Raw genomic sequence first — 22047 nt, 5'->3', positions numbered from 1 at the left:
CGGGCCTGCACCCATGACCCAGATCCGCGACATCGTTTATCAGATCCGTAGCTGCCGGGACAACCTCAGCGCCACCGAACGCAAGGTCGCCGACGCGATCCTTGACGATATCGCCATGGCGGCCGGCGCCACCGTGGACCAGCTGGCGAACAAGGCCGGCGTCAGCATCGCCACCATCTCGCGGTTCGCCCGCTCGGTGGGCTGCGACGACACGCGCGATCTGAAAATGAAGCTCGCCCAGGCCAGCGCCGTGGGGACACGCTTCCTGGATCCCAGCGTGCCGGCCGAGGAAAGCACCTTCTACGCCCGCATCTACGCCGACATCGAAAGTACGCTGCGCGCGCATCTGCCCCTGTTCAGCGAGACGCTGTTCGAATCGGCCATGGAAATCGTCCGCGGCGCCCGCATGACCTATGTGTTCGGCATGGGCGGCGCATCGGCGGTGCTGGCGCAGGAGATGCAGTCGCGCCTGGTGCGTCTGGGATACCCCGTTGCCGCGTACAGCGACGCGGTGCTGCTGCGCATGGTGGCCGCCACCCTGGACGAACGCGATGCGGTGATCATGCTGTCCGCTTCCGGGCTGACGCCCGAAATGCTCTCGGGCGCCAGGATCGTCAAACAGTACCGGGCCCGGATCGTGGCGTTGACCGATGCCTCCGCGCCGCTGGCGGAGCTGGCCGATGTGGTCATCCCCGTGCGCACCGACGAGACGGATTTCATTTACAAGCCATCTTCCTCGCGCTACGCGATGATGCTGGCGATAGACCTGCTTGCCACCGAACTGGCAATGGCGCGTCAGGAGGAAACCCGCGACCGCCTGCGCCGCATCAAGCTGGCCCTGGACGAATACCGCGGCGGGCCCAACCGCCTGCCGCTCGGAGATTGACACGATGTACGACACCCTGATCGGGCCGGTGCGTGTGCTGGATGGCAGCGGCGGCGCCGAGTTCCGGGCCAACGTGGCGGTGCGCGATGGCCGCATCGCAGCCATCGGCGTAGCGGACGACGCCCCGGCGCGCACGCGCATCGACGGCCGAGGACGCGTGCTGGCTCCCGGTTTCATCGACGTGCACACGCACGACGACACCAACGTCATCCGCACGCCTGGCATGCTGCCCAAGCTTTCACAGGGCGTCACCACCGTGGTCGTGGGCAATTGCGGCATCAGTGCATCGCCCGTGCGGCTGCGCGGCGAGCCGCCGGACCCCATGAACCTGCTGGGCGGCGCGGACGATTTCCGCTATCCCACCTTCGCCGACTACACGGCCGCCATCGATCGCGCGCGCCCCGCCGTCAACGTGGCCGCGCTGATCGGGCACACCGCGCTGCGCAACAACCATATGGACCGCCTGGACCGTCCCGCGACTCCGGCCGAAATCGACGCCATGCGGGCGCAGTTGCGCGAGGCGCTGGCCCACGGGGCCATCGGCCTGAGCACCGGACTGGCCTACGCCTCGGCCTTCAACGCGGATACGCGCGAAGTGCAGGCCCTGGCACAGACCCTGGACGAATTCGGCGGCCTGTACACGACACATCTGCGCTCCGAGTTCGCCGAGATACTGGACGCCATGCAGGAAGCGTTCGCGGTGGGCCGCCATGCGCGGGTGCCTGTCGTGATCTCGCACCTGAAATGCGCCGGCGCCGGCAACTGGGGTCGAACCACTGAAGTTCTGGCCAGTTTGGAAGGCGCAGGACGCCTGCAGCACGTGGGCTGCGATTGCTACCCCTATTCGGCCAGTTCGTCCACGCTGGACTTGAAGCAGGTCACTGACGATTTCGATATCGACATCACATGGTCCGCGTCCCATCCCGAACAGGCCGGCCGCAAGCTGGCCGACATCGCGCGCGACTGGGACCTGCCGCTGCTGGAGACCGCGCGCCGCCTGCAGCCCGCCGGCGCGGTCTATCACGGCATGCGCGAGGACGACGTGCGCCGGGTGCTGGCTCACCGCCTGACGATGATCGGCTCCGACGGCCTGCCCAACGACCCGCATCCCCATCCGCGGCTGTGGGGCGCCTTCCCGCGCGTACTGGGGCATTACAGCCGTGATCTGGGCCTGTTTCCGCTTGCCGAAGCCGTGCACAAGATGACCGGTCTTTCGGCCGCCCGCTTCGGCCTGCGCGACCGCGGCCTGATTCGCGAGGGCCATTGGGCCGACCTGGTCCTGTTCGACCCGGAAACCGTGCGCGACCGGGCCACCTTCGACGCACCGTTGCAAAGCGCGGCCGGTATCGACGGCGTGTGGGTCAACGGCGAACTTTCCTACTGGCAGGGCCAGGCAACGGGCGACCGGGCAGGCCGCTGGCTGCCGCGCCAGGGCGACCTGCGCGGCGGTTTCCGGTTGCTGGCCGACTGAGCGCCGCGACACTCAAACTCGACAAAGGAGCGTACTGATGAGCGATATTCCCCAACCTGACGGCAATGGCATCACGCGTTACGGCGCGGCCGGCAGCACCGGCGGCGGCGGCGCGCACATGCCCTTTTCCAGCGCCGTGGCCGCCGACGGCTGGCTGTACGTATCGGGCCAGGTGCCCATGGAAGACGGCGAAGTGGTCGAAGGCGGGATCGTGCCTCAGGCCCACAAGGCCATCCAGCAATTGCTCGCCATCCTGAAGCAGGCCGGCTACGGCCCGGAACACGTCGTGCGCTGCGGGGTGTGGCTGGCCGACGCACGCGACTTTGCGTCGTTCAATAAAGTGTTCAAATCCTATTTCGGCCAGAACCCGCCCGCGCGCGCCTGCGTCGAATCCCGCCTGGTGGTCGACGCGAAAGTCGAAATCGACTGCGTCGCCTACAAAAAGCCGTAACGGTTGATTCCTGACCGATGCATGGGGCTGCGCTGCGCCGCCGTACATGGCCGCGGCGGCGCGGGCTGGACGCCGCGAAACGCGCGCCTTACATGTGCACGACGTCCACGCCCTTGGGCGGCGTGAACTGGAAGTCCTGGGCGTCGATCCGGGGATTCGGCACGATGTTCGACAGATCCACGCGCGTGGTCTGGCCGAAGGCATCGAGCAGCTCGATACGCACCGGTTCGTTGTTCCGGAAACCGATGTCCACGCGGGAAAAACCCGCGTCGGTGCTGCGCGGCTTGGCGCGCAGCCACTCCAGGCCGTCCTTGGCCGGCAAGGCCGAGACATCGAATGACTGCTCCAGCGATCCCGACCCGAACAGGATGGCCGCGGGCGACGTCCCGATGGCCTGGTCGACCTTGCGCACGGTAACCTGAGCCAGGTCGGGATCGTATTGATAGACCTGCTTCCCGTCCGAGACGATCAATTGCTCGTACGGCTTTTGCACGGCCCAGCGGAACTTGCCGGGGCGCTGGAAGGAGAAGGTGCCGCTTTGCGGCGGACGCGGCTGCGACGCCTGTCCGCCGCTGGTGGCCTGGGTGAAGGATCCGCTGGCCGCCGTGACCGAGGTGACGAAGGCGTGCAGCTGTTCCTGCGCGGTGGCTGCCCGCGCCATGCCGGGCATGCACAGGGCCGCCGCAATGGCCCCCGTCATGGCGGCCGCCGCCAGATTTCGCAGTACTCGCATCATGCTTCCTCACGCGCCGAAGCGGGGACAAGAATTTCCCGGTTGCCATTGGATTGCATGGCCGACACCATGCCCGCCTGCTCCATCTGTTCGAGCAGCCGCGCCGCGCGGTTGTAGCCGATGCGCAGATGCCGCTGCACCAGCGAAATCGAAGCGCGGCGGTGCTTGAGCACGACCTCGCAGGCCTGGTCGTACATAGGATCGGATTCGCTGTCGGTCAGGCCGGTCACGCTGCCCACGCCATCGCCGGTCTCCCCTTCCACGCCGCCCTCGAGCAGGCCCTCGATGTAGTTCGGTTCGCCTTGCGCCTTCAGGTGTTCGACGACGCGATGCACTTCGTCGTCGGAAACGAAAGCGCCGTGCACACGCACCGGCAGCCCGGTGCCCGGCGGCATATACAGCATGTCGCCCTGGCCCAGCAGCGTTTCGGCGCCCATCTGGTCGAGGATGGTGCGTGAGTCGATCTTGGACGACACCTGGAACGCGATACGGGTCGGGATGTTGGCCTTGATCAGGCCGGTGATCACGTCCACGCTGGGGCGCTGGGTCGCCAGGATCAGGTGAATGCCGGCGGCCCGCGCCTTTTGCGCCAGCCGTGCGATGAGTTCTTCGATCTTCTTGCCGACGACCATCATCAGGTCAGCCAGTTCGTCGATGACCACGACGATGGTGGGCAGCGGCTGCAGCGGCTCGGGCTGGTCAGGCGTCAGCGAGAAGGGATTCGGGATAGGCTCTTCGCGCTTGATCGCGTCGCGGATCTTGGTGTTGTAGCCGGCCAGGTTGCGCACGCCCATCTTGCTCATGAGCCGGTAGCGCTTCTCCATTTCGGCCACGCACCAGTTCAGCGCGTTGGCGGCCTGCCGCATATCCGTGACCACCGGCGCGAGCAAATGCGGAATGCCTTCGTAGACGCTCATTTCGAGCATCTTCGGATCGATCAGGATCAGCCGCGTCTGCGATGCGTCGGCCTTGTACAGCAGCGAGAGGATCATGGCGTTGATCCCCACGGACTTCCCGGAACCCGTGGTGCCGGCCACCAGCAGGTGGGGCATTTTGGCCAGATCGGCGACAACGGGGTTGCCCGCGATGTCCTTGCCCAGCGCCATCGTCACCGTCGAAGCGCTGGCGTGATACGTCTGCGAACCCAGGATCTCCGACAGCTTGACCATCTGCCTGCGCGGGTTGGGCAGCTCCAGGCCCATCAGGTTCTTGCCGGGGATGGTTTCGACCACGCGGATGCTGACCAGGCTCAGCGCACGCGCCAGGTCCTTCGCCAGGTTCACCACCTGGCTGCCCTTGACGCCCGTGGCCGGTTCGATCTCGTAGCGCGTGATCACGGGGCCCGCCTGCGCCGCCACGACGGTGACCGATACGCCGAAATCCGCCAGCTTCTTCTCGATCAGGCGCGACGTGAATTCGATGGTTTCCGCGGAGACGGTTTCCTGCATGACCGGCGGCGGGTCGAGCAGGCTGATGGTGGGCAGGTCGCCCTCGCCGGCGGGCGGCGAGAACAGTGTCTGCTGTTTCTCGCGCTCGACGCGATCGGACTTGGGCACCACCGTAATGGCGGGCTCGATGCGCACCGGCTGCTCGTGCACCAGTTTTTCCTGCTTGGCCACCACCTGCTCGCTACGCGCGGCCTGGGCAACCTCGCCCAGCTTGCGGTCCTGGCGCGCGTCGACCCGCTCGCGCGCGCGCCGCACCACGCCTTCGATGGCGCCGCCGACGCGTTCGGCGATGACCAGCCAGGAGAACGAGAAAAACAGGCTCAGGCCGATGGCCACCAGCACCAGGAAGGCCAGCGTGCCCCCCGTGAAGCCCACCGCGCCCGACAACTGCTCCGCCAGCGTATGGCCAATAACGCCGCCCGCGCCGCTGCCGGTGTCCGCGCTGCCCGGCAGATGGGTGCCGCGCGTGTACAGGCGCAGCGCTTCCAGCCCCATGGAACCGATGAGCAGCATCGCGAAACCGACGCCCTGCTCCCAACGCACGCGCGGCAGCGGCTCGGCATTGCCGGAAGGCGTGCGCAACTGGCCCGCCAGGCGCCGGTAGCCGGCGCGCACGCGGTGCAGCAGCAGCACGACCCACCACCAGGCGGAAAACCCGAACAGATAGAGCAGGATGTCGGCCAGGTAGGCGCCCAGCATTCCGCCCTTGTTGTGCACGACGCCGCCCGGGACCGAATGCGACCAGCCGGGGTCGGCGGGGCTCCAAGTGGCCAGCACGAGGGTCAGCCACGCCGCCAGCGCCGCGAAGAGTATCCAGCGGGCTTCGCGAAGCAGGGAGGAAATTCGGATCTGCAACGGCGACGGACCGTTGCGCGTGTTGCGCGAGGCGCGCGGAGAAGCGGTTGAAATACGCGGCATAGGCCTCATTATAATTGGGCATCCACTTTGCTTAGCGTGCCCGATGACGACTCCCAAACATGCCCAATTGCTGATTCTCGGCTCCGGTCCGGCCGGCTATACCGCCGCCGTATACGCCGCGCGAGCCAACCTGAAACCGGTGCTGATCACCGGGCTCGCGCAGGGCGGACAACTGATGACGACGACGGAAGTCGACAACTGGCCGGCCGACGCGCAAGGGGTGCAAGGCCCCGAGCTGATGCAGCGGTTCCAGCAGCACGCCGAACGTTTTAACACCGAAATCGTGTTTGACCACATCGCCAGCGTGGATCTGGCGCAACGCCCCTTCACGCTCACCGGCGACACGGGCAACGTCTATACCTGCGACGCGCTGATCATCGCCACCGGCGCGTCCGCCAAGTATCTCGGCCTGCCTTCGGAAGAAGCGTTCATGGGCCGCGGCGTGTCGGGATGCGCCACCTGCGACGGGTTCTTCTACAAGAACCAGGACGTTGTGGTGGTCGGCGGCGGCAACACCGCCGTCGAAGAGGCCCTTTATCTCTCCAACATTTGCCGCACCGTCACGGTCATTCACCGCCGCGACAAGTTCCGCGCCGAGCCGATCCTGGTCGATCGCATGATGGACAAGGTGCAGAACGGCAACATGCGTTTGAAGCTGTTCTCCGAGCTGGAAGAAGTCCTGGGCGATGACAGCGGCGTCACCGGCGTGCGCATCCGCAACAACCAGACGGGGCAGACCGAGGACCTGGCCGCCATGGGCGCGTTCATCGCCATCGGCCATCATCCGAACACCGACATTTTCCAGGGCAAGCTCGACATGAAAGACGGTTACATCGTCACCAAGAGCGGCCTGTCGGGCATGGCCACCATGACTTCCGTGCCCGGCGTCTTCGCCGCGGGCGACGTACAGGACCACGTCTATCGGCAGGCGATCACCAGCGCCGCCTCTGGCTGCATGGCGGCCCTGGACGCACAGCGGTGGCTGGAGAATGCGGGGCAGTAAGGGCGGCTTCGCCGACCTGAAACGTCTGCGGGAACAGGCCCTGGCGCAGCGGCGCCAGGAAGAAGCGGCGGCGCAGGCCGCCGCGCGCGCGATGACGCGCCATGAAAACACGGCCCGCGGGACAGCGCGCCTGCCCGAGCGCGGCACGGGGCCGCAAGACGGCTCCGATCCAGCCGCCGAAGATCCTCAAGCCGACCTGCGCGCATTTCGACAGGCGATGCGGGCTGTCACGCCCTTGCCGTCCGGCAACCGCGTCGTGCACGCGCATCGCGCCGACGCGGGCGCCATCGCGGCCCAGCGCCGCGCGTCCGCGCTGGGCGAAACGGCCCGGCGTGCCGATGCCGGCGTGTCGGACGGCGACGTCACCCATCTGCTCTCGGAAGGCGGCACCGCTTTCGTCCGCGCCGACGCCGCGCCGGATTCGGCGCGCAGGCTGCGCCGGGGACAATGGCCGGCCGGCGCCGAGTTGGACTTGCACGGGCTGCGCGTGGAGCAGGCGCGCCATGCCGCGCTGTCCTTCATCGACGAATGCCTGGAACACGGCATACGCTGCGTGCGCATCGTGCATGGCAAGGGATACGGCTCCGAAGGGCTGACGCCTGTTTTGAAGGACAAGGTCCGGACCTGGCTGGTACAAAAGCCGCAAGTCATGGCGTTTTCCGAAGCGCCGGAACGCGAAGGCGGCGCCGGCGCCCTGCTCGTGCTGTTGCGGCAAGGCGAGGAGACGCGCCGGTGAAGTGGGTATATCTATTCACGGCCATCGTGGCCGAGATCATCGGCACCAGTGCGCTGAAGGCATCGGACGGCTTTTCCCGCTTCCTGCCGTCTGCCGTCACGGTCGTGGGTTATGGCGTTGCCTTCTATTTTCTTTCGCTGACGCTGCGCCAGATGCCGATGGGCGTGGCCTATGCCATCTGGTCCGGCGTAGGCATTGCCCTCATCACCCTCGTCGGCTTCGTGTTTTTCGACCAGCGGCTGGATTTGCCTGCGCTTGTCGGCATGGCGCTAATCATCGCCGGGGTCGTCGTCATGAATGTTTTTTCCTCGTCGGTGCGGGGCTGAGCGACGCGGCGTTGCCCGTGGTCTGCCCGGGCGGCGCGGCGCTGCCTTCGCCCACGCCATGCAGGAGCGATTCCGGGCGGCCGCCCGCGCGCCGGGGGTCTCGCACATACGCGACCAGGGCCTCGGTCGCGGCATCCGGACGAGGCGTCAGCAAGGACACGACCACGATGGTCAGAAAGGCGGCAGGGGCGCCGAATACGCCGGCCGCCAGCGGCTGTATGCCCCACCACAGCGCCGCGGGCGCGGTTGGCGGAATGCCGAACACCAGTTCGCGCAGCCAGGGGTGGGTATGGGCCATATAACCGAAGGCCACCGCCAGTCCCATGGCCATTCCCGTCACCGCGCCCCATTTGTTGGCGCGCTTCCAGAACACGCCCATGACCAGTGCGGGAAAAAACGATGACGCGGCCAGGGAGAAGGCTGCCGAAACCATGATCAGGATGTCGGCGGGCCGGCGCGCCGCCACCCATGCCGCGGCAAAGGCCGCCACCAGGAGCAGGATCTTGGACACCATGACGCGCCGCGCCGGGGTCATGCGGGGCGACACGACCCGGTACCACATGTCGTGCGACAGCGCATTGGAGAGGGTCAGCAGCAACCCGTCGGCCGTGGACAGCGCGGCCGCCAGCCCGCCCGCCGCGACGAGCCCGGACACCACATAGGGCAGTCCGCCGATCTCCGGCAAGGCCAGCACGACCACGTCGGCGCCGATATGGATTTCGCCCAGCTGGACGATGCCGTCGCCGTTCACGTCCACCACATCGACCAGGGCCGGACTGATGGCGCTCCACGCGGCCACCCAATCGGGCAAGCCGCTGTAATGGGCGCCCACCAGGTGCGTGTAGATGACGTACTTGACCAGGATCGCCAGCGCCGGCGCCAACAGGTACAGCAGCAGGATGAACAGCAGGGTCCAGCACACGGACCGCCGCGCGGCACGCACGGACGGCGTGGTGTACGAGCGCATGAGTATGTGCGGCAAACCGGCGGTGCCCAGCATGAGGCACAGCACCAGCGCCAGGAAATTGCGCGTGCCGCCGTCCGGCCCGCCAGGCACGGGCAGAGCCGGCGGCGTCGGCGCCCGCGCCCGCGCGCGAAATTCCTGGCGATCGCGATACCACCGGCTGCGCGCTTCCTCGGGGGTGGCCGGATAGGCGGCCAGCTCCCGTTCCACCGAGCGGATCTCGAGCATCGGCGCATCGGCGGCATTCAATTGCGCAACACGGTCGCGCAAGCGCGCGCGCTCCTGCTCCCAGGATTCCGGCAAGGTACGCAGCAGCGCGTCCATGCGGGCGGCCCGGGACGCCCATTCGCGGCGCACCGCTTGTTCCGCCGGATCGTCCTGCAGACGGGTTTCCGCCTGGACCACGTGCTGCAAGGCGACCGCCGCCCCTGCCTGCGGGACCGCCATGCCGGTGAATTTGATGGACAGCCAGATCACGGGCAGGACGTAGGCGATGATCAAAATGATGAACTGGCCGACCTGCGTCCACGTAACCGCCCGCATGCCGCCCAGGAAGGAACACACCAGCATGCCGCCCAGGGCCAGGAAAATGCCAAGTTCGAAGGAAATGCCTGTCATGCGGGTGGTGATGATTCCCACGCCGTAAATCTGCGCCACCAGATAGGTGAAGGAACACAGTACGGCGCAAACGACGCCCGCCAGCCGCGGCAGATTGCCCCCGTATCGCGCGCCGAGGAAGTCCGGCACGGTGTATTGCCCGAACTTGCGCAGATACGGCGCCAGCAGCAGCGCCACCAGGACATACCCGCCGGTCCACCCCATCACGTACGCCAGGCCGGCGTATCCGCTGACGTAAAGCGTGCCGGCCACGCCGATGAAGGACGCCACCGACATCCAGTCGGCGGCCGTCGCCATGCCGTTGTAGAACGCGGGCACGCGGCGGCCGGCGACGTAGTACTCGACAGGGTCCGAGGTCCGGCAGACGATGCCTATGCCGGCATACAAGGTGAAGGTGACCAGAAGAAAGACATAACCGATCCAGTTGTGCGGCATGCCCATGACTTCGAGCAGCGCGAGCAACAGGATCAGCAACCCGAACCCCGCGGCGTACAGCACATATATGCGCCGCAGCCGCACGTCCAGCTCGCGCGAGATCTTGCCGCCGCCGGGCATCAGCGCGTCCTCGCCCTCGTCCGCACGCGACGCCGGCGCGCGCCGCGGCGTCGCGGCACGGCAGGGACGGTCATGCCGGCGTCATGGGCGGCGGGCAGCATGTCAGTCCGTGTCGCCCGCGCCGTTCATGATGGCCGCATACCCGACCACGATGAGCAGGAAGGCCAGCGGAACGCCATAGGCCGCCATCCAATAAGAGAAAGGCCAGCCCAGGAAGGAAAACGAGAGCCGCGGGCCGAAGTAAACGGGCAGGATGGTCAGTGCGGCCCACAGCGCAAGCAGCACGGCGATGCGCCTGACGTTGCTTGCCCAGGATGGGCCTGAAGTGTTGCCGGCGCTGTCGCGGCCGGAGTCGTGAGTACGCGATGTCGGCATATGCGCCATGACGGAGCCATGTTGGGCCCGACTTGCACGGATCGCGCGGATCGCGAGCGAGTCGTGCGCTGAATGCGACAACGGCTGGCACTTCATGGTGCCAGCCGTTGTGCGTTTGCTCTTCTAGATACAGCTTTATTTATGTACCGGTGCCGCCCGGTTTCTGCCCTTCTTGGGGCATTTGTCTCCTCACCTGCATGGGACAGGATTCTGCACCATATCCGGGAGTGAAACACTAGGGGTATGCCCTAGGACGGCGCACGCCGGCCGCCGCAAGCCGACCAGTCGCACCAGAATGGTGCATTCGAAGCCGTCCCGGCGGAGACGAGTCGCGTCTTTATATCCCGTTTACACCGCCTTCCCGAAGCTTTACCCCGTTTTTATGGCTGGCTCCCTAAGCTGCTGCCTGTCCGCCCGCGCGTCTGCACGCCTGCGGCGGCCGCCTTATTAGAGGACCGAGGGACCACCACCATGGACGCTTTATGCCTGGCCGCGTTCGCCATCATGGCCACACTCAGCCTTGCGCTGATCGCGTTCTGCGACGCGCTGGAAAAAGGAAACCTCCCATGAACTGGCTTTACCTGATCAGCGGCGCGCTGGCGCTGTTTCTTTTCGTCTACCTGCTGGTGGCGCTGTTCAAGCCGGAGAAATTCTGATGGAAGCCCGATACCTGGGCCTGCTGGCATTCCTGCTGGCAGTGCTGCTTGCGCTCGCCCCCTTGCTGGGCCGCTATATCCACGAAGTCATGGAAAACGGGCGCTCACGATGGTCGGCCTGGGGGCGGCCGCTGGAGCGGCTGATCTACCGCATCGCAGGCGTGAATGCCGCCGCCGAAATGGGCTGGAAACGCTACGCCACCGCAGTGCTGGCGTTCGGCACCATCGGCGCCGTCTTCACCTACGTGCTGCAGCGTTCCCAGGGTCTGCTGCCGCTCAATCCGGCGAGTATGGGCGCCGTCTCGCCCGACTCGGCGCTCAACACCGCGATCAGCTTCGCGACCAATACCAACTGGCAGGGCTACGCGGGCGAGACCACGATGAGCTACCTCACCCAGATGCTGGGACTGACGGTGCAGAACTTCGTCTCCGCGGCGACCGGGATCGCCGTGCTGCTCGCGCTGATCCGCGGATTCGCGCGGCATGGCGCTGCCACCGTTGGCAACTTCTGGGTCGATATGGTGCGCGGCACGCTGTATGTGCTATTGCCGCTGGCCTTCCTTTTGGCCGTCGTCCTGGCCGGACAGGGCGTGATCCAGAACCTCGCCTCCTATCGCGATGTCCCGCTGCTGGAGCCGGTCGCGTACATGCAGCCCAGGATGGACGCCAACGGACAACCCGCCCTGGACGAGAAAGGTCAGCCGTTGACTGTATCGGTGACGGCGCACACGCAGACGATCGCCATGGGCCCGGTCGCCTCGCAGGAAGCGATCAAGATGCTGGGGACGAACGGCGGCGGCTTTTTCAATGCGAACTCGGCGCATCCCTACGAGAACCCGACGCCGCTGTCCAACTTCCTGGAAATCCTGGCGATGCTCATCATCCCGGCGGCCCTTTGCTTCACCTTCGGGCAGATGGTGGGGGACCGGCGCCAGGGCATTGCGGTGCTGGCCTCGATGGTCGTGCTGTTCGCGGCCCTTGCCGTGGCGACGGGCCATTACGAATACCAGTCCAACCCCATGCTGGCTCAGGCGGCGGCGGACAGCGGATCCGTGGCGCTGTCGCCGGGCGGCAATATGGAAGGCAAGGAAGCGCGCTTCGGCATAGGTCCGACGGCGCTGTTCGCCACGGCGACGACCGCCGCATCCTGCGGCGCCGTGGCGGGCATGCACGATTCCTTCACGGCCATGGGCGGCCTGCCGCCCATGCTGCTCATGCAGCTCGGAGAGGTCGTGTTCGGCGGCGTCGGCTCAGGACTCTACGGCATGCTGGCCTTCGCCATTCTGGCCGTCTTCATCGCGGGCCTCATGATAGGCCGCACGCCGGAGTACCTGGGCAAGAAAATCGAAGCCCACGAAGTGAAGATGGTGTCCATCGTCATCCTGATCACGCCGCTGCTGGTGCTGGCGGGCACCGCGCTGGCCGTCACCCTGACGGCCGGCAAGGCGGGCGTATTCAACCCCGGCACGCACGGGTTTTCGGAAATCCTGTACGCCCTGACGTCGGCCGCGAACAACAACGGCAGCGCCTTTGCGGGGCTGTCGGCCAACACGCCCTTCTACAACACCCTGCTGGGCCTCGCGATGTGGTTCGGCCGCTTCGGCGCGATCGTGCCCGTCCTGGCGATGGCGGGTTCGCTGGCGCGCAAGCACCGCGTTCCCGCCGGCCCGGGCACCATGCCGACCACCGGCGTCCTCTTCGTGATCCTGCTCATCGGGTCGGTCCTGCTCGTCGGCGCGCTGACCTATGTGCCGGCGCTGGCGCTTGGCCCCGTGGCGGAACACCTGCAACCCTGATAACGCTGGAACATCAACATGGCCAAGCATTCCAATGGCGACGCCCTGGCGGCCGTCGCGACACAAGCGACGCCGCAGGCGGCCCCCCACGAGGCGGCCGGCTTGCCGCCGCGCGACTTCCAGTTCTTTTCCGCGGCGCTGCTGGCGCCGGCGCTGATGGACAGCCTGCGCAAGCTGGCGCCCTCCGCCCAGCTGAAGAACCCCGTGATGTTCGTGGTCTACGTCGGCAGCATCCTGACGACGTTCCTGTGGATCATGGCGCTGCGCGGCCAGGCCGAGGCGCCGGCGGGGTTTATCTTCGGTGTGGCGGTGTGGCTGTGGTTCACCGTGCTGTTCGCCAACTTCGCCGAAGCGTTGGCCGAGGGCCGCGGCAAGCAGCAGGCCGCGACGCTGCGCGGTTTGCGCACGACCATCACGGCGCGTGTGCTGCGCGATTTCCACGATGCCGATGCGGCGGGCGCCCACCCCGCGGCCTACCGCGACCGCGGCGTCGCGCGCCATTCGGGCGAGTTGCGCAAAGGCGACGTGGTGCTGGTCGAAGCGGGCGAAATCATCCCCGGCGACGGCCTGGTGCTCGCGGGCGTGGCCTCCGTCGACGAAAGCGCCATCACCGGCGAATCGGCGCCGGTGATCCGCGAATCCGGCGGCGACTTCTCGTCGGTCACGGGCGGCACGCGCGTGCTGTCGGACTGGCTGTTCGTGCGCATCGCGGCCAATCCCGGCGAAAGCTTCCTGGACCGCATGATCTCCATGGTGGAAGGCGCGAAGCGGCAGAAGACGCCGAACGAACTGGCGCTTACCATCCTGCTGGTGGGCCTGACGGTGGTGTTCCTGCTGGTCACGGTCACACTCCTGCCCTTCTCGCTGTATTCGGTGGAAGCCGCCAAGGCGGGCCAGGTGGTAACCGTGACGGCGCTGGTGGCCCTGCTGGTCTGCCTGATCCCCACCACCATTGGCGGCCTGCTGTCGGCCATCGGCGTGGCGGGCATGAGCCGCATGATGCAGGCCAACGTGCTCGCCATGTCCGGCCGCGCGGTGGAAGCCGCCGGCGACGTCGACGTGCTCCTGCTCGACAAGACCGGCACCATCACCTTCGGCAACCGCCAGGCCAGCGCGCTGCTGCCCGCGCCCGGCGTCGCGCCGCGCGAACTGGCCGAAGCCGCGCGCCTGGCCTCGCTGGCCGACGATACGCCCGAAGGGCGCAGCATCGTGCTTCTGGCAGACAAGGCCCTGCACGCGCCGGCGCGCCCCCTGCCCGGCCTGGAATTCGTGCCCTTCAGCGCCCATACCCGCATGAGCGGCGTGAACCAGGGAACGCGACAGGTGCGCAAGGGCGCGGTCGACGCCATCCGGCAATGGCTGGCCGAGATGGGCGTCACCATGGATCCTGCGGTGATCCGCGCGGCCGAGGACGTCGCGCGCCGCGGCAGCACGCCGCTGGCCGTGGCCGACGGCCGCCGCGTCATGGGCGTGGTCGAACTCAAGGACGTGGTCAAGCCCGCCATCAAGGAGCGCTTCGGCGAGCTGCGCCGCATGGGCATCAAAACGGTCATGATCACCGGGGACAACCCGCTGACCGCGGCCTCCATCGCGGCCGAAGCCGGCGTCGACGACTACCTGGCGCAAGCCACGCCCGAAGCCAAGCTGAAGCTGATCCGCGCCTACCAGAGCGAAGGCCGCCTGGTGGCGATGACCGGCGACGGCACCAACGACGCCCCCGCGCTTGCGCAGGCCGACGTCGCCGTCGCAATGAACTCGGGCACCCAGGCCGCCAAGGAAGCCGGCAACATGGTGGACCTGGATTCCAACCCCACCAAGCTGATCGAGATCGTGGAAATCGGCAAGCAGATGCTGATGACGCGCGGCGCGCTGACGACCTTCAGCGTGGCAAACGACGTGGCGAAGTACTTCGCCATCATCCCGGCCGCCTTCGCCACCGTCTATCCGCAACTGGGCGTACTGAACGTCATGCGCCTGGCAACGCCGCAATCAGCCATCCTGTCGGCCGTGATCTTCAACGCGCTGATCATCGTGGTGCTGATCCCGCTGGCGCTCAAGGGCGTCAGGTACCGGCCGCTGGGCGCGGGCGTGCTGCTGCGGCGGAACCTGTTCATCTACGGCCTGGGCGGCCTGCTGGTGCCCTTCATCGGCATCAAGCTGGTCGACATGGTCCTGGCGGCGCTGGGCTGGACTTGAGCCGGCGCGCCCTGTGAGGAAATCATCATGAATATGCAAGAAAAGTCCACGATGCAGGGCGGCGTGCTGCGGCCCGCGCTGGCCGTCTTCGCCATCCTGAGCGTCATCACCGGCTTGCTCTATCCCTACGCCACCACCGGCGTCGCGCAACTGCTGTTTCCGCGCGAAGCCAACGGCTCGATGATCGAACGGAACGGCCAGGTGCTGGGGTCGGCTTTGATCGGCCAGCAGTTCACCTCGCCCAAGTACTTCTGGGGACGCCCGTCGGCCACCGCTCCCATGCCGTACAACGCGTCGGCCTCCGGCGGCTCCAACCTGGGGCCGCGCAATCCGGCGCTGGCGCAGGCGGCCAAGGCGCGCATCGAGGCGCTGCACGCCGCGGATCCCGACAATGCCCGGCCCATTCCGGTGGACCTGATCAGCGCGTCGGGCAGCGGGCTGGATCCGGACATCAGCCTGGCTGCGGCGGACTACCAGATCGCCCGCGTGGCGCGGGCGCGCAATATGAGCACGCTGGAGGTCGCCAAACGGGTGGAGGCGCACACGCGCCGGCCCTTCTTCGGCCTGCTCGGCGAGCCGGTCGTCAACGTGCTGGCGCTGAACCTGGACCTGGACGGCGTGAAGGCGGTGCGATAGGGATATAGTGACGCTGTCCCGCCCCCCGACGACACCATGTCCAGCCCCCCTCCCGAACGCCCCGATCCCGACGCCTTGCTGCGGGACATCGATGGGGCGGCCCAGCGCGCGGCCCGCGGCCGGCTTCGCCTGTATTTCGGCGCATCGGCCGGCGTGGGCAAGACCTACGCCATGCTGGCGGCCGCGGCGGCCCAGCACGCCCTCGGCGTTGACGTGCTGGCCGGGGTCGTGGAAACCCACGGCCGCCGGGAAACCGCCGCGCTGCTGGACGGCATCCCGCTGCTGCCGCGCCGGGACTACGCCTACCGCGGCCACGTGCTGCCCGAGTTCGATCTGGACGGCGCGCTGGCGCGGCGCCCCGCCCTGGTGCTGGTCGATGAACTCGCGCATTCGAATGCCCCGGGCGCGCGCCACGCCAAACGCTGGCAGGACGTCGAGGAACTGCTGGCCGCCGGCATCGACGTCTGGAGCACGCTCAACGCCCAGCACCTCGACAGCCTGAACCAGGCGGTGGGCAGCATCACCGGCATCCCCGTTTGGGAGACCGTGCCGGACCGCCTGTTCGACGCAGCCGATGAAGTGGTGCTGGTGGACCTGCCGCCAGACGAGCTGCTGCGGCGCCTGCGTGACGGCAAGGTATATCTGCCGGAACAGGCGCGCCACGCGGCCCGCAACTTCTTTCGCAAGGGCAACCTGATCGCGCTGCGCGAATTGGCGCTGCGCCGCATGGCCGAGCGCGTCGACGACGACGTGCAGGCCTACCGGCGCGACCGCGCGGTCGACACCGTATGGCGCACGCGCGAGGCCGTCATGGCCTGCCTGGCCGCGGACGACGAGGCCGAGTACGTGGTGCGCGCCGCGCACCGCCTGGCGCAGCAGCTGGACGGCGAACTGCACGTCGTCACGGTGGAGGCGCCCAGCCTGATCGCGCCCTCGCCGTCGCAGCGGCTGGCGCTGCAAGCTGCGCTGGCCGCCGCGCGCGAGCTGGATGCCCGCGTCGAAACGCTGGGCGGCGCCGATCTGGTGCAGTCGCTGGTCGGCTACGTCCGCCGGCACAATGTCACCAAGGCGGTCATCGGCCGCACCCGTGCCGGCGGCGGCCTGGGCAAGCGCTGGCGCGCGTGGCTGGCCGCCCTGCTGTCGCCGGCGGGTCTCTGGCGGCGCCGCAGCTTCGCCGACTTGCTGGCCGCCGGCTGCCCGGAGCTGGACGTCATCCGCCTGGCCGCGCCTGCGCAACCGGCTTCCGCGCGCGGGCCAGCCAGGCGCCTGGGCGCGCCCCATCTTCGCGATGGCGCGCCACGAGCCGGAGATGGCGGCCCGCGCGCCGGCGACGCGCCGGGCCGCGCGCAGCCGGCCCCGCGGCCCGGCGCGGTCCGCTATGCCTGGGCCTGCGTCCATTGCGCCGTCGCCACGGCGCTGTCCCTGGCGGCTTTCCCCGCCCTGCACCAAACGAATATCGCCATGTTCTATCTGCTGGCGGTGATGGCCGTGGCGTTGCGCCACGGACGCGGGCCGGCGGCGCTGGCCTCGGTGATCAGCGTCGCCGCCTTCGATTTCTTCTTCGTGCAGCCCACGCGGTCCTTCGCGGTGTCGGACGTGCAGTACCTGGTCACCTTCTTCGTGCTGCTGACGGCGGGCCTGCTGATCGGCCAGTTGACGGCCGGGCTGCGGCAGCTGGCGCTGGCGTCGGCGCGGCGCGAAAGCGTGGCGCGCGGCCTGTACGAGTTCGCGCGCGAGCTGTCGTCGGCGCTGATGCCCGAGCAGATCGCCGCGGCGGCGTCCTCCTATCTGAACGCCGCCTTCGGGCGCCCCTGCGCGCTGCTCCTGGCCGGCGACGACGACCGCCTGGGTTCCGCCCATCCCGATACGCCGCTGCACATCGAAACCGCGCTCGCGCAATGGGTCTCCGACCATGGGCAGCCCGCCGGCTGCGGCACCGGCACCTTGTCCGCAAGCCCGCTGCTCTATCTGCCGTTGAAAGCGCCCATGCGCACTCGCGGGGTACTGGTGCTGGAGCCGCCCGGCGGCGCGGCCTTCATGACCTCGCCGGAACGGCCGCACCTGGACGCCTACGCCACACTGATCGCCATCGCGATCGAACGCGTGCACTACGTGCAGGTCGCGCAACAGGCGCTGGTCAACATGGCGTCGGAACAACTGCGCAGTTCGCTGTTGTCGGCCATCTCCCACGATCTGCGCACGCCGCTGACCAGCCTGGTCGGCATGACTGACACGCTGATGCGCGATCCGGCTGCGCTGGCGCCGGGGCAGCGCGACATCGTGCTCGCCATGCGGGAGCAAACCCGGCGCATGCACGCCATGGTGGTGAACCTGCTCGACATGGCGCGCCTGCAGAACCGTGAAGTCGCTTTGCGCAAGGAATGGCAGTCGGTGGAAGAACTGGTGGGCGCGGCCATCGCCGAGATGCGGGAACCGCTGCGCCGGCACCACATATCCGTGGCGCCGCTTTCGGATCTGCCGCTGGTCGAATGCGATGGCGTACTGATGCAGCGGGTGCTGTGCAATCTTCTGGAGAACGCCGCCAAGTACACGCCCCCGTGCAGCCACGTGCATATCGACGCCCTGCCGCGCGAGCACGATCTTCTGATGCGCGTGGCCGACGATGGACCCGGCATCCCCGCCGGGCAGGAAAAAACGGTCTTCGAAAAGTTCGTACGCGGCGAACGGGAATCCGCCACGCCTGGCGCAGGGCTGGGCCTGGCCGTATGCCAGGCCATCATGCAGGCGCATCAAGGCCGCATCTGGGTCGAGCCGGGCGAACCGCCCTATGCCGGCGCGCGCTTCGTCATCCTGCTGCCCTTGGGGCAGGCGCCCGCCATCGCTCCGGAACCGCCGGTGGAAGGCGTCGCGGCTGCGGCGCCGGCCGGGCCAGCGCATACGCCATGACAGGGAAGACATGTTCGATTTTCATCCCGCCATTCTGCTGATCGAAGACGACGCGAACATCCGCCGCTTCGTCCGCACGGCCCTGCAGGAGGAGGGCTGCGCGGTCTCCGAAGCCGAGACCGTGCGGCGCGGGCTGATCGAAGCCGGCACACGGCAGCCGGACCTGATCATCCTGGACCTCGGCCTGCCCGATGGCGACGGCATGACGCTGATACGCGAACTGCGCGCATGGACGGAGGTGCCGGTGCTGGTGCTGTCGGCGCGAACGGCCGAGACCGACAAAATCGCGGCTTTGGACGCCGGAGCGGACGACTATCTCGTCAAGCCCTTCGGCGTGGGGGAACTGCTGGCGCGCCTGCGCGTGCTGCTGCGCCGCCACGCACGCGGCGGCGCCGGCAATCCGGCGGAAATCGTCTTCGGCGACGTCCGCGTCGATTTCTCGCGCCGCGTCGTACAGCGCAGCGGCCAGCACGTGCATCTGACCGGCATGGAATACCGCCTGCTCGCGGCGCTGATCGCGCATCGGGGCAAAGTCATGACGCACCGGGAACTGCTGCGCGAGGTGTGGGGACCGTCGCACGTGGAAAGCAATCACTACCTGCGGATCTACATGGGGCACTTGCGGCAGAAGCTGGAAACGGATCCCGCACAGCCGGTCTACCTGCTGACGGAAGTCGGCGTCGGGTATCGCTTCGCGGGCTGAGTCCTATCGCGGCAACGCCGCGCTGAAGCTACTACTATCCGGGCGGCTACCCCAGCGGCCACGCCCCGCGGCTGCCTACTCGACTTCCGCCTCTTCGGTGAACATATAGCCCCAGCGGCGCACGGACCGCAAAGGCAAGGGCATGCCCACCGCCTGGGCCTTGCGCCGCAGCCGGCTCACCATGACGTCCACGCCGCGGGGAGAAGTCGACTTGCCGTTCGCATCGCCCCGGCCCGTGGTCAGGATGCCGACGTCGTTGCGCGGAAGGCTTCGCTTCGGCGCCTCGAACAGGGCGATCATGAATTTTCGCTCCAGCGTCGTCAGCGCAAGGCGCTGGCCGTGCGGGGACACGAGTGTCCACCCGCCTTCCCGCAAACGCCATCGCGCGCCGGTTTGGCCGGTTTCCGGTATCCGGTCGTCCGCTCCAGCGGCGCCAAATCGCGAAAAACCGCCGCCCTGCCCAAGGAAGGACGACAATAGGTGCACCGTCGAGGCCAATTTGCGCAGGTCCGCCTCCAGCTGCATCAGCGCTGCCTGCAGTTCCCGGCTGGGAATTTCGCCAGGGGGCCCCCGATGTTTATCGATAGCGGAGTAAGTTGACAATTTCGACGCCCCGCAAAAAACGCGACGTATCAGAAAGATACATTTTACAAATCTGGCGATACTTTCGCCACTACGAAATTCTTAGGGAGTCAGCCGTGAAAATGGACCACCATCGCCAGGTGTAAACGAGGCACCTATTCATGCTAACCAGCAGGCTGAAAGAGGCACGACTACGCGCGGGCCTTTCCCAGGAAAGGTTGGGAACGCTAGCCGGCTTGGACGAAATGTCCGCAAGCTCGCGGATGAATCAATACGAGCGTGGCAAGCACACGCCTGGGTTTTTCCTTATCGAAAGGCTGGCCCAGGCGCTGAACATTCCAACGCCGTGGTTCTATACCCGGGATGACGATCTGGCGGACTTGCTGCTTGCCTACAATGCGCTGCCCGCGCATGTGCAAAGAAAAGTCGTGGCATACGTCAAATCGCTCGCCGCGGAAAACCAGGCGCGCGACGGCGTGGCCGATCCGCTGCGCCCCGCCGTCGATGGCGACGGACACGAGCCGGATAATCTTGTCCGCGATAAACAGGCCGCGAATGCGCGCAATGTGGATGGACATGCGGCCAATGCCGGCGACGTCGATGAGCGGCCGGTTGGCGGGGACGATGCGGACGACGCGAGGGGCCACCCCGCCCGACATGCCCATCCCCAACGGGACGGGCAGGACAGCGGTGTACCGGAAACGGCTTCGGAGCCGCAGGACCGGCCCCCGACGGATGGCGAGGGTCCGGACGGCGTTACATATTCTCGATCATCACCCGGCCGAAACCGGAGCATGAAACCTGCTCCGCGCCAGGCAACAGACGGGCGAAATCGAAAGTGACCTTTTTGGCCAGGATGGCTTTTTCCATACTGGCAATAATCAGATCCGCCGCTTCCGTCCAGCCCAGGTGGCGCAGCATCATGGCGGCCGCCAGGATTTCCGAGCCCGGATTGACATAGTCCTTGCCGGCGTATTTGGGCGCCGTGCCATGCGTGGCCTCGAACATGGCCACCGAATCCGACATATTGGCGCCCGGCGTAATGCCAATGCCGCCGACCTGCGCCGCCACCGCCGCAGAGATATAGTCGCCGTTCAAATTCATGGTTGCGATGACGTCGAACTCGCTTGGACGCAGCATGGATTGTTGCAGAAAAGCGTCAACCATGATGTCTTTTGCAACGATTTCTCTTCCTGTGCGGGGGTTCCGGAATCGGCACCACGGGCCGCCGTCGATCTGCACGGCAGCGAATTCCTCGCGCAGCAATTCATAACCCCAATCGCGGAAACCGCCTTCGGTGTAGGTCATGATGTTGCCCTTGTGCACCAGGGTCAGTGTCGCGCGGTCATGGTCGATGGCATACTGCGCCGCCTTGCGGACCAGCCGGCGCGTACCCTCGCGCGACACGGGCTTGAGGCCAATCGCCGAGGAGTCCGGAAAACGCAGGTGCTTGACGTGGAAGCGGTTTTGCACGAAATCGATCAACTCGCGGGCGGCGTCCGAACCGGCAGCGAATTCGATTCCCGCGTAGATGTCCTCGGAATTCTCCCGGAAAATCACCATGTCGGTTTTTTCCGGTTCCCGCAACGGCGCAGGGACGCCGCGGAAATATCGCGCCGGGCGCAGGCAGACATACAGGTCCAGTTCCTGGCGCAGCGCGACGTTAAGCGAACGGACCCCGCCGTCCACCGGCGCAGCCGCCAGCGGGCCCTTGATGGAAACCACGTACTCGCGCAAAGCGCGCAGCGTTTCTTCCGGCAGCCACATGTCGGGGCCGTAACGCCGCGTGGCTTTCTCGCCCGCGTAGACCTCCATCCAGTGGATACGCCTTTTGCCGCCGTAGCGCTTTTCCACGGCGGCGTCCACGACGGCCTTCATCACCGGCGTGATATCCACGCCGACGCCGTCACCTTCGATATAAGGGATGACGGGCTGATCCGGCACGTTCAGCGTGCCGTCCGGATTGACCGCGATTTTGCCGCCCGTCGCCGGGGTCTGGATGTGCTGGTACGACATGGATGCTCCGTATCCTGCTGGATATATGCCCGCATTCTATCTGCCCAGGCGTGTGCACGGCAGGGATTCCC

General features: G+C 67.1%; 19 protein-coding genes. 13 read left to right on the top strand and 6 right to left on the bottom strand.

Annotation, left to right across the window (positions count from 1 at the left end; translation table 11 throughout):
- Positions 1-13 precede the first annotated feature (13 nt).
- From CAL13_RS05530 to CAL13_RS05520, 3 genes are read left to right on the top strand one after another with little or no spacing between them, the layout of a single operon-like run.
- Positions 14-886, top strand: a complete 873-nt coding sequence (locus CAL13_RS05530; RefSeq protein ID WP_086056477.1) for a MurR/RpiR family transcriptional regulator — start codon at positions 14-16, stop codon at positions 884-886.
- A gap of 4 nt (positions 887-890) precedes the next feature.
- Positions 891-2357: an N-acyl-D-amino-acid deacylase family protein gene (locus CAL13_RS05525; protein WP_086071764.1), complete on the top strand. Its 1467-nt coding sequence runs from the start codon at positions 891-893 to the stop codon at positions 2355-2357.
- Positions 2358-2394: 37 nt separating this feature from the next.
- A complete protein-coding gene (locus CAL13_RS05520) occupies positions 2395-2808 on the top strand; it encodes a RidA family protein (protein WP_086056475.1) in 414 nt (137 codons plus the stop codon).
- Positions 2809-2896: 88 nt separating this feature from the next.
- Here the strand turns inward: CAL13_RS05520 and lolA are convergent, their stop codons facing one another.
- Positions 2897-3541 carry an outer membrane lipoprotein chaperone LolA gene (gene lolA / locus CAL13_RS05515; protein ID WP_086059272.1) on the bottom strand — a complete coding sequence of 215 codons (645 nt, stop codon included), beginning with the start codon at positions 3539-3541 and terminating at the stop codon, positions 2897-2899.
- Positions 3541-5907 carry a DNA translocase FtsK gene (locus CAL13_RS05510; protein ID WP_086071763.1) on the bottom strand — a complete coding sequence of 789 codons (2367 nt, stop codon included), beginning with the start codon at positions 5905-5907 and terminating at the stop codon, positions 3541-3543. The genes lolA and CAL13_RS05510 overlap by 1 nt, the downstream gene beginning before the upstream one ends.
- A 43-nt stretch (positions 5908-5950) precedes the next feature.
- Here CAL13_RS05510 and trxB point away from each other — a divergent pair, with 43 nt between their 5' ends.
- The 3 genes from trxB to CAL13_RS05495 are packed head-to-tail and all read left to right on the top strand — an operon-like array spanning position 5951 to position 7972.
- Entirely contained in the window at positions 5951-6910 is a 960-nt protein-coding gene (gene trxB / locus CAL13_RS05505) for a thioredoxin-disulfide reductase (RefSeq protein ID WP_086056473.1), read from the top strand.
- Entirely contained in the window at positions 6897-7646 is a 750-nt protein-coding gene (locus CAL13_RS05500; RefSeq protein ID WP_086071762.1) for a Smr/MutS family protein, read from the top strand. The genes trxB and CAL13_RS05500 overlap by 14 nt, the downstream gene beginning before the upstream one ends.
- Positions 7643-7972: a DMT family transporter gene (locus CAL13_RS05495; protein ID WP_086056471.1), complete on the top strand. Its 330-nt coding sequence runs from the start codon at positions 7643-7645 to the stop codon at positions 7970-7972. The genes CAL13_RS05500 and CAL13_RS05495 overlap by 4 nt, the downstream gene beginning before the upstream one ends.
- Here CAL13_RS05495 and CAL13_RS05490 read toward each other — a convergent pair.
- Complete coding sequence (locus CAL13_RS05490) at positions 7938-10109, bottom strand: sodium:solute symporter family protein (RefSeq protein ID WP_086071761.1); 2172 nt, start codon at positions 10107-10109, stop codon at positions 7938-7940. The two genes, CAL13_RS05495 and CAL13_RS05490, sit on opposite strands and share 35 nt — an antisense overlap.
- Positions 10110-10211: 102 nt before the next feature.
- Positions 10212-10484: a DUF4212 domain-containing protein gene (locus tag CAL13_RS05485; RefSeq protein WP_086059271.1), complete on the bottom strand. Its 273-nt coding sequence runs from the start codon at positions 10482-10484 to the stop codon at positions 10212-10214.
- A gap of 566 nt (positions 10485-11050) precedes the next feature.
- Here CAL13_RS05485 and kdpF point away from each other — a divergent pair.
- Genes kdpF through kdpE form a run of 6 tightly spaced genes read left to right on the top strand, consistent with a single transcriptional unit; the run spans position 11051 to position 19378 of the window.
- Positions 11051-11140 carry a K(+)-transporting ATPase subunit F gene (gene kdpF / locus CAL13_RS05480; RefSeq protein WP_086056469.1) on the top strand — a complete coding sequence of 30 codons (90 nt, stop codon included), beginning with the start codon at positions 11051-11053 and terminating at the stop codon, positions 11138-11140.
- The gene (gene kdpA / locus CAL13_RS05475) at positions 11140-12936 is read left to right on the top strand and encodes a potassium-transporting ATPase subunit KdpA (protein ID WP_086071760.1); all 1797 of its coding nucleotides are present in this window, start codon (positions 11140-11142) and stop codon (positions 12934-12936) included. The genes kdpF and kdpA overlap by 1 nt, the downstream gene beginning before the upstream one ends.
- An 18-nt stretch (positions 12937-12954) precedes the next feature.
- Positions 12955-15132 carry a potassium-transporting ATPase subunit KdpB gene (gene kdpB / locus CAL13_RS05470; protein ID WP_086071759.1) on the top strand — a complete coding sequence of 726 codons (2178 nt, stop codon included), beginning with the start codon at positions 12955-12957 and terminating at the stop codon, positions 15130-15132.
- Between the two features lie 27 nt (positions 15133-15159).
- Positions 15160-15768, top strand: coding sequence for a potassium-transporting ATPase subunit KdpC (kdpC, locus tag CAL13_RS05465; RefSeq protein ID WP_420042414.1), 609 nt, complete (start codon positions 15160-15162; stop codon positions 15766-15768).
- Between the two features lie 36 nt (positions 15769-15804).
- A complete protein-coding gene (locus tag CAL13_RS05460; protein WP_086071758.1) occupies positions 15805-18675 on the top strand; it encodes a sensor histidine kinase in 2871 nt (956 codons plus the stop codon).
- 10 nt (positions 18676-18685) lie between these two features.
- On the top strand, positions 18686-19378 hold the full coding sequence (kdpE, locus tag CAL13_RS05455; protein WP_086071757.1) for a two-component system response regulator KdpE: 693 nt from the start codon (positions 18686-18688) through the stop codon (positions 19376-19378).
- A gap of 75 nt (positions 19379-19453) precedes the next feature.
- Here kdpE and CAL13_RS05450 read toward each other — a convergent pair whose 3' ends face one another.
- A complete protein-coding gene (locus tag CAL13_RS05450; protein WP_157664398.1) occupies positions 19454-19981 on the bottom strand; it encodes a helix-turn-helix domain-containing protein in 528 nt (175 codons plus the stop codon).
- 140 nt (positions 19982-20121) lie between these two features.
- Here CAL13_RS05450 and CAL13_RS21635 point away from each other — a divergent pair, with 140 nt between their 5' ends.
- Complete coding sequence (locus CAL13_RS21635) at positions 20122-20802, top strand: helix-turn-helix domain-containing protein (RefSeq protein WP_086071756.1); 681 nt, start codon at positions 20122-20124, stop codon at positions 20800-20802.
- On the opposite strand, the gene icd is transcribed toward CAL13_RS21635, so the two are convergent.
- On the bottom strand, positions 20717-21976 hold the full coding sequence (gene icd / locus CAL13_RS05440; protein WP_086071755.1) for an NADP-dependent isocitrate dehydrogenase: 1260 nt from the start codon (positions 21974-21976) through the stop codon (positions 20717-20719). The two genes, CAL13_RS21635 and icd, sit on opposite strands and share 86 nt — an antisense overlap.
- Between the last annotated feature and the right edge of the window lie 71 nt (positions 21977-22047).

This window comes from Bordetella genomosp. 9 (assembly GCF_002119725.1).
Lineage (GTDB): Bacteria > Pseudomonadota > Gammaproteobacteria > Burkholderiales > Burkholderiaceae_B > Bordetella_C.
Note: the sequence above shows the minus strand (reverse complement) of the source record. Positions and strands in the feature narration are given on the sequence as shown.

Excerpts from the sequence above, each read along its gene's own strand:
- CAL13_RS05500 (WP_086071762.1), top strand. The coding sequence starts at position 6,897 with ATGCGGGGCAGTAAGGGCGGCTTCGCCGACCTGAAACGTCTGCGGGAA.
- CAL13_RS05485 (WP_086059271.1), bottom strand. The coding sequence starts at position 10,484 with ATGCCGACATCGCGTACTCACGACTCCGGCCGCGACAGCGCCGGCAAC.
- lolA (WP_086059272.1), bottom strand. The coding sequence starts at position 3,541 with ATGCGAGTACTGCGAAATCTGGCGGCGGCCGCCATGACGGGGGCCATT.
- kdpB (WP_086071759.1), top strand. The coding sequence starts at position 12,955 with ATGGCCAAGCATTCCAATGGCGACGCCCTGGCGGCCGTCGCGACACAA.
- CAL13_RS05510 (WP_086071763.1), bottom strand. The coding sequence starts at position 5,907 with ATGCCGCGTATTTCAACCGCTTCTCCGCGCGCCTCGCGCAACACGCGC.
- CAL13_RS05525 (WP_086071764.1), top strand. The coding sequence starts at position 891 with ATGTACGACACCCTGATCGGGCCGGTGCGTGTGCTGGATGGCAGCGGC.
- icd (WP_086071755.1), bottom strand. The coding sequence starts at position 21,976 with ATGTCGTACCAGCACATCCAGACCCCGGCGACGGGCGGCAAAATCGCG.
- CAL13_RS21635 (WP_086071756.1), top strand. The coding sequence starts at position 20,122 with ATGCTAACCAGCAGGCTGAAAGAGGCACGACTACGCGCGGGCCTTTCC.
- kdpE (WP_086071757.1), top strand. The coding sequence starts at position 18,686 with ATGTTCGATTTTCATCCCGCCATTCTGCTGATCGAAGACGACGCGAAC.
- kdpC (WP_420042414.1), top strand. The coding sequence starts at position 15,160 with ATGAATATGCAAGAAAAGTCCACGATGCAGGGCGGCGTGCTGCGGCCC.
- CAL13_RS05530 (WP_086056477.1), top strand. The coding sequence starts at position 14 with ATGACCCAGATCCGCGACATCGTTTATCAGATCCGTAGCTGCCGGGAC.
- CAL13_RS05490 (WP_086071761.1), bottom strand. The coding sequence starts at position 10,109 with ATGCCCGGCGGCGGCAAGATCTCGCGCGAGCTGGACGTGCGGCTGCGG.
- kdpF (WP_086056469.1), top strand. The coding sequence starts at position 11,051 with ATGAACTGGCTTTACCTGATCAGCGGCGCGCTGGCGCTGTTTCTTTTC.
- CAL13_RS05520 (WP_086056475.1), top strand. The coding sequence starts at position 2,395 with ATGAGCGATATTCCCCAACCTGACGGCAATGGCATCACGCGTTACGGC.
- kdpA (WP_086071760.1), top strand. The coding sequence starts at position 11,140 with ATGGAAGCCCGATACCTGGGCCTGCTGGCATTCCTGCTGGCAGTGCTG.
- trxB (WP_086056473.1), top strand. The coding sequence starts at position 5,951 with ATGACGACTCCCAAACATGCCCAATTGCTGATTCTCGGCTCCGGTCCG.
- CAL13_RS05460 (WP_086071758.1), top strand. The coding sequence starts at position 15,805 with ATGTCCAGCCCCCCTCCCGAACGCCCCGATCCCGACGCCTTGCTGCGG.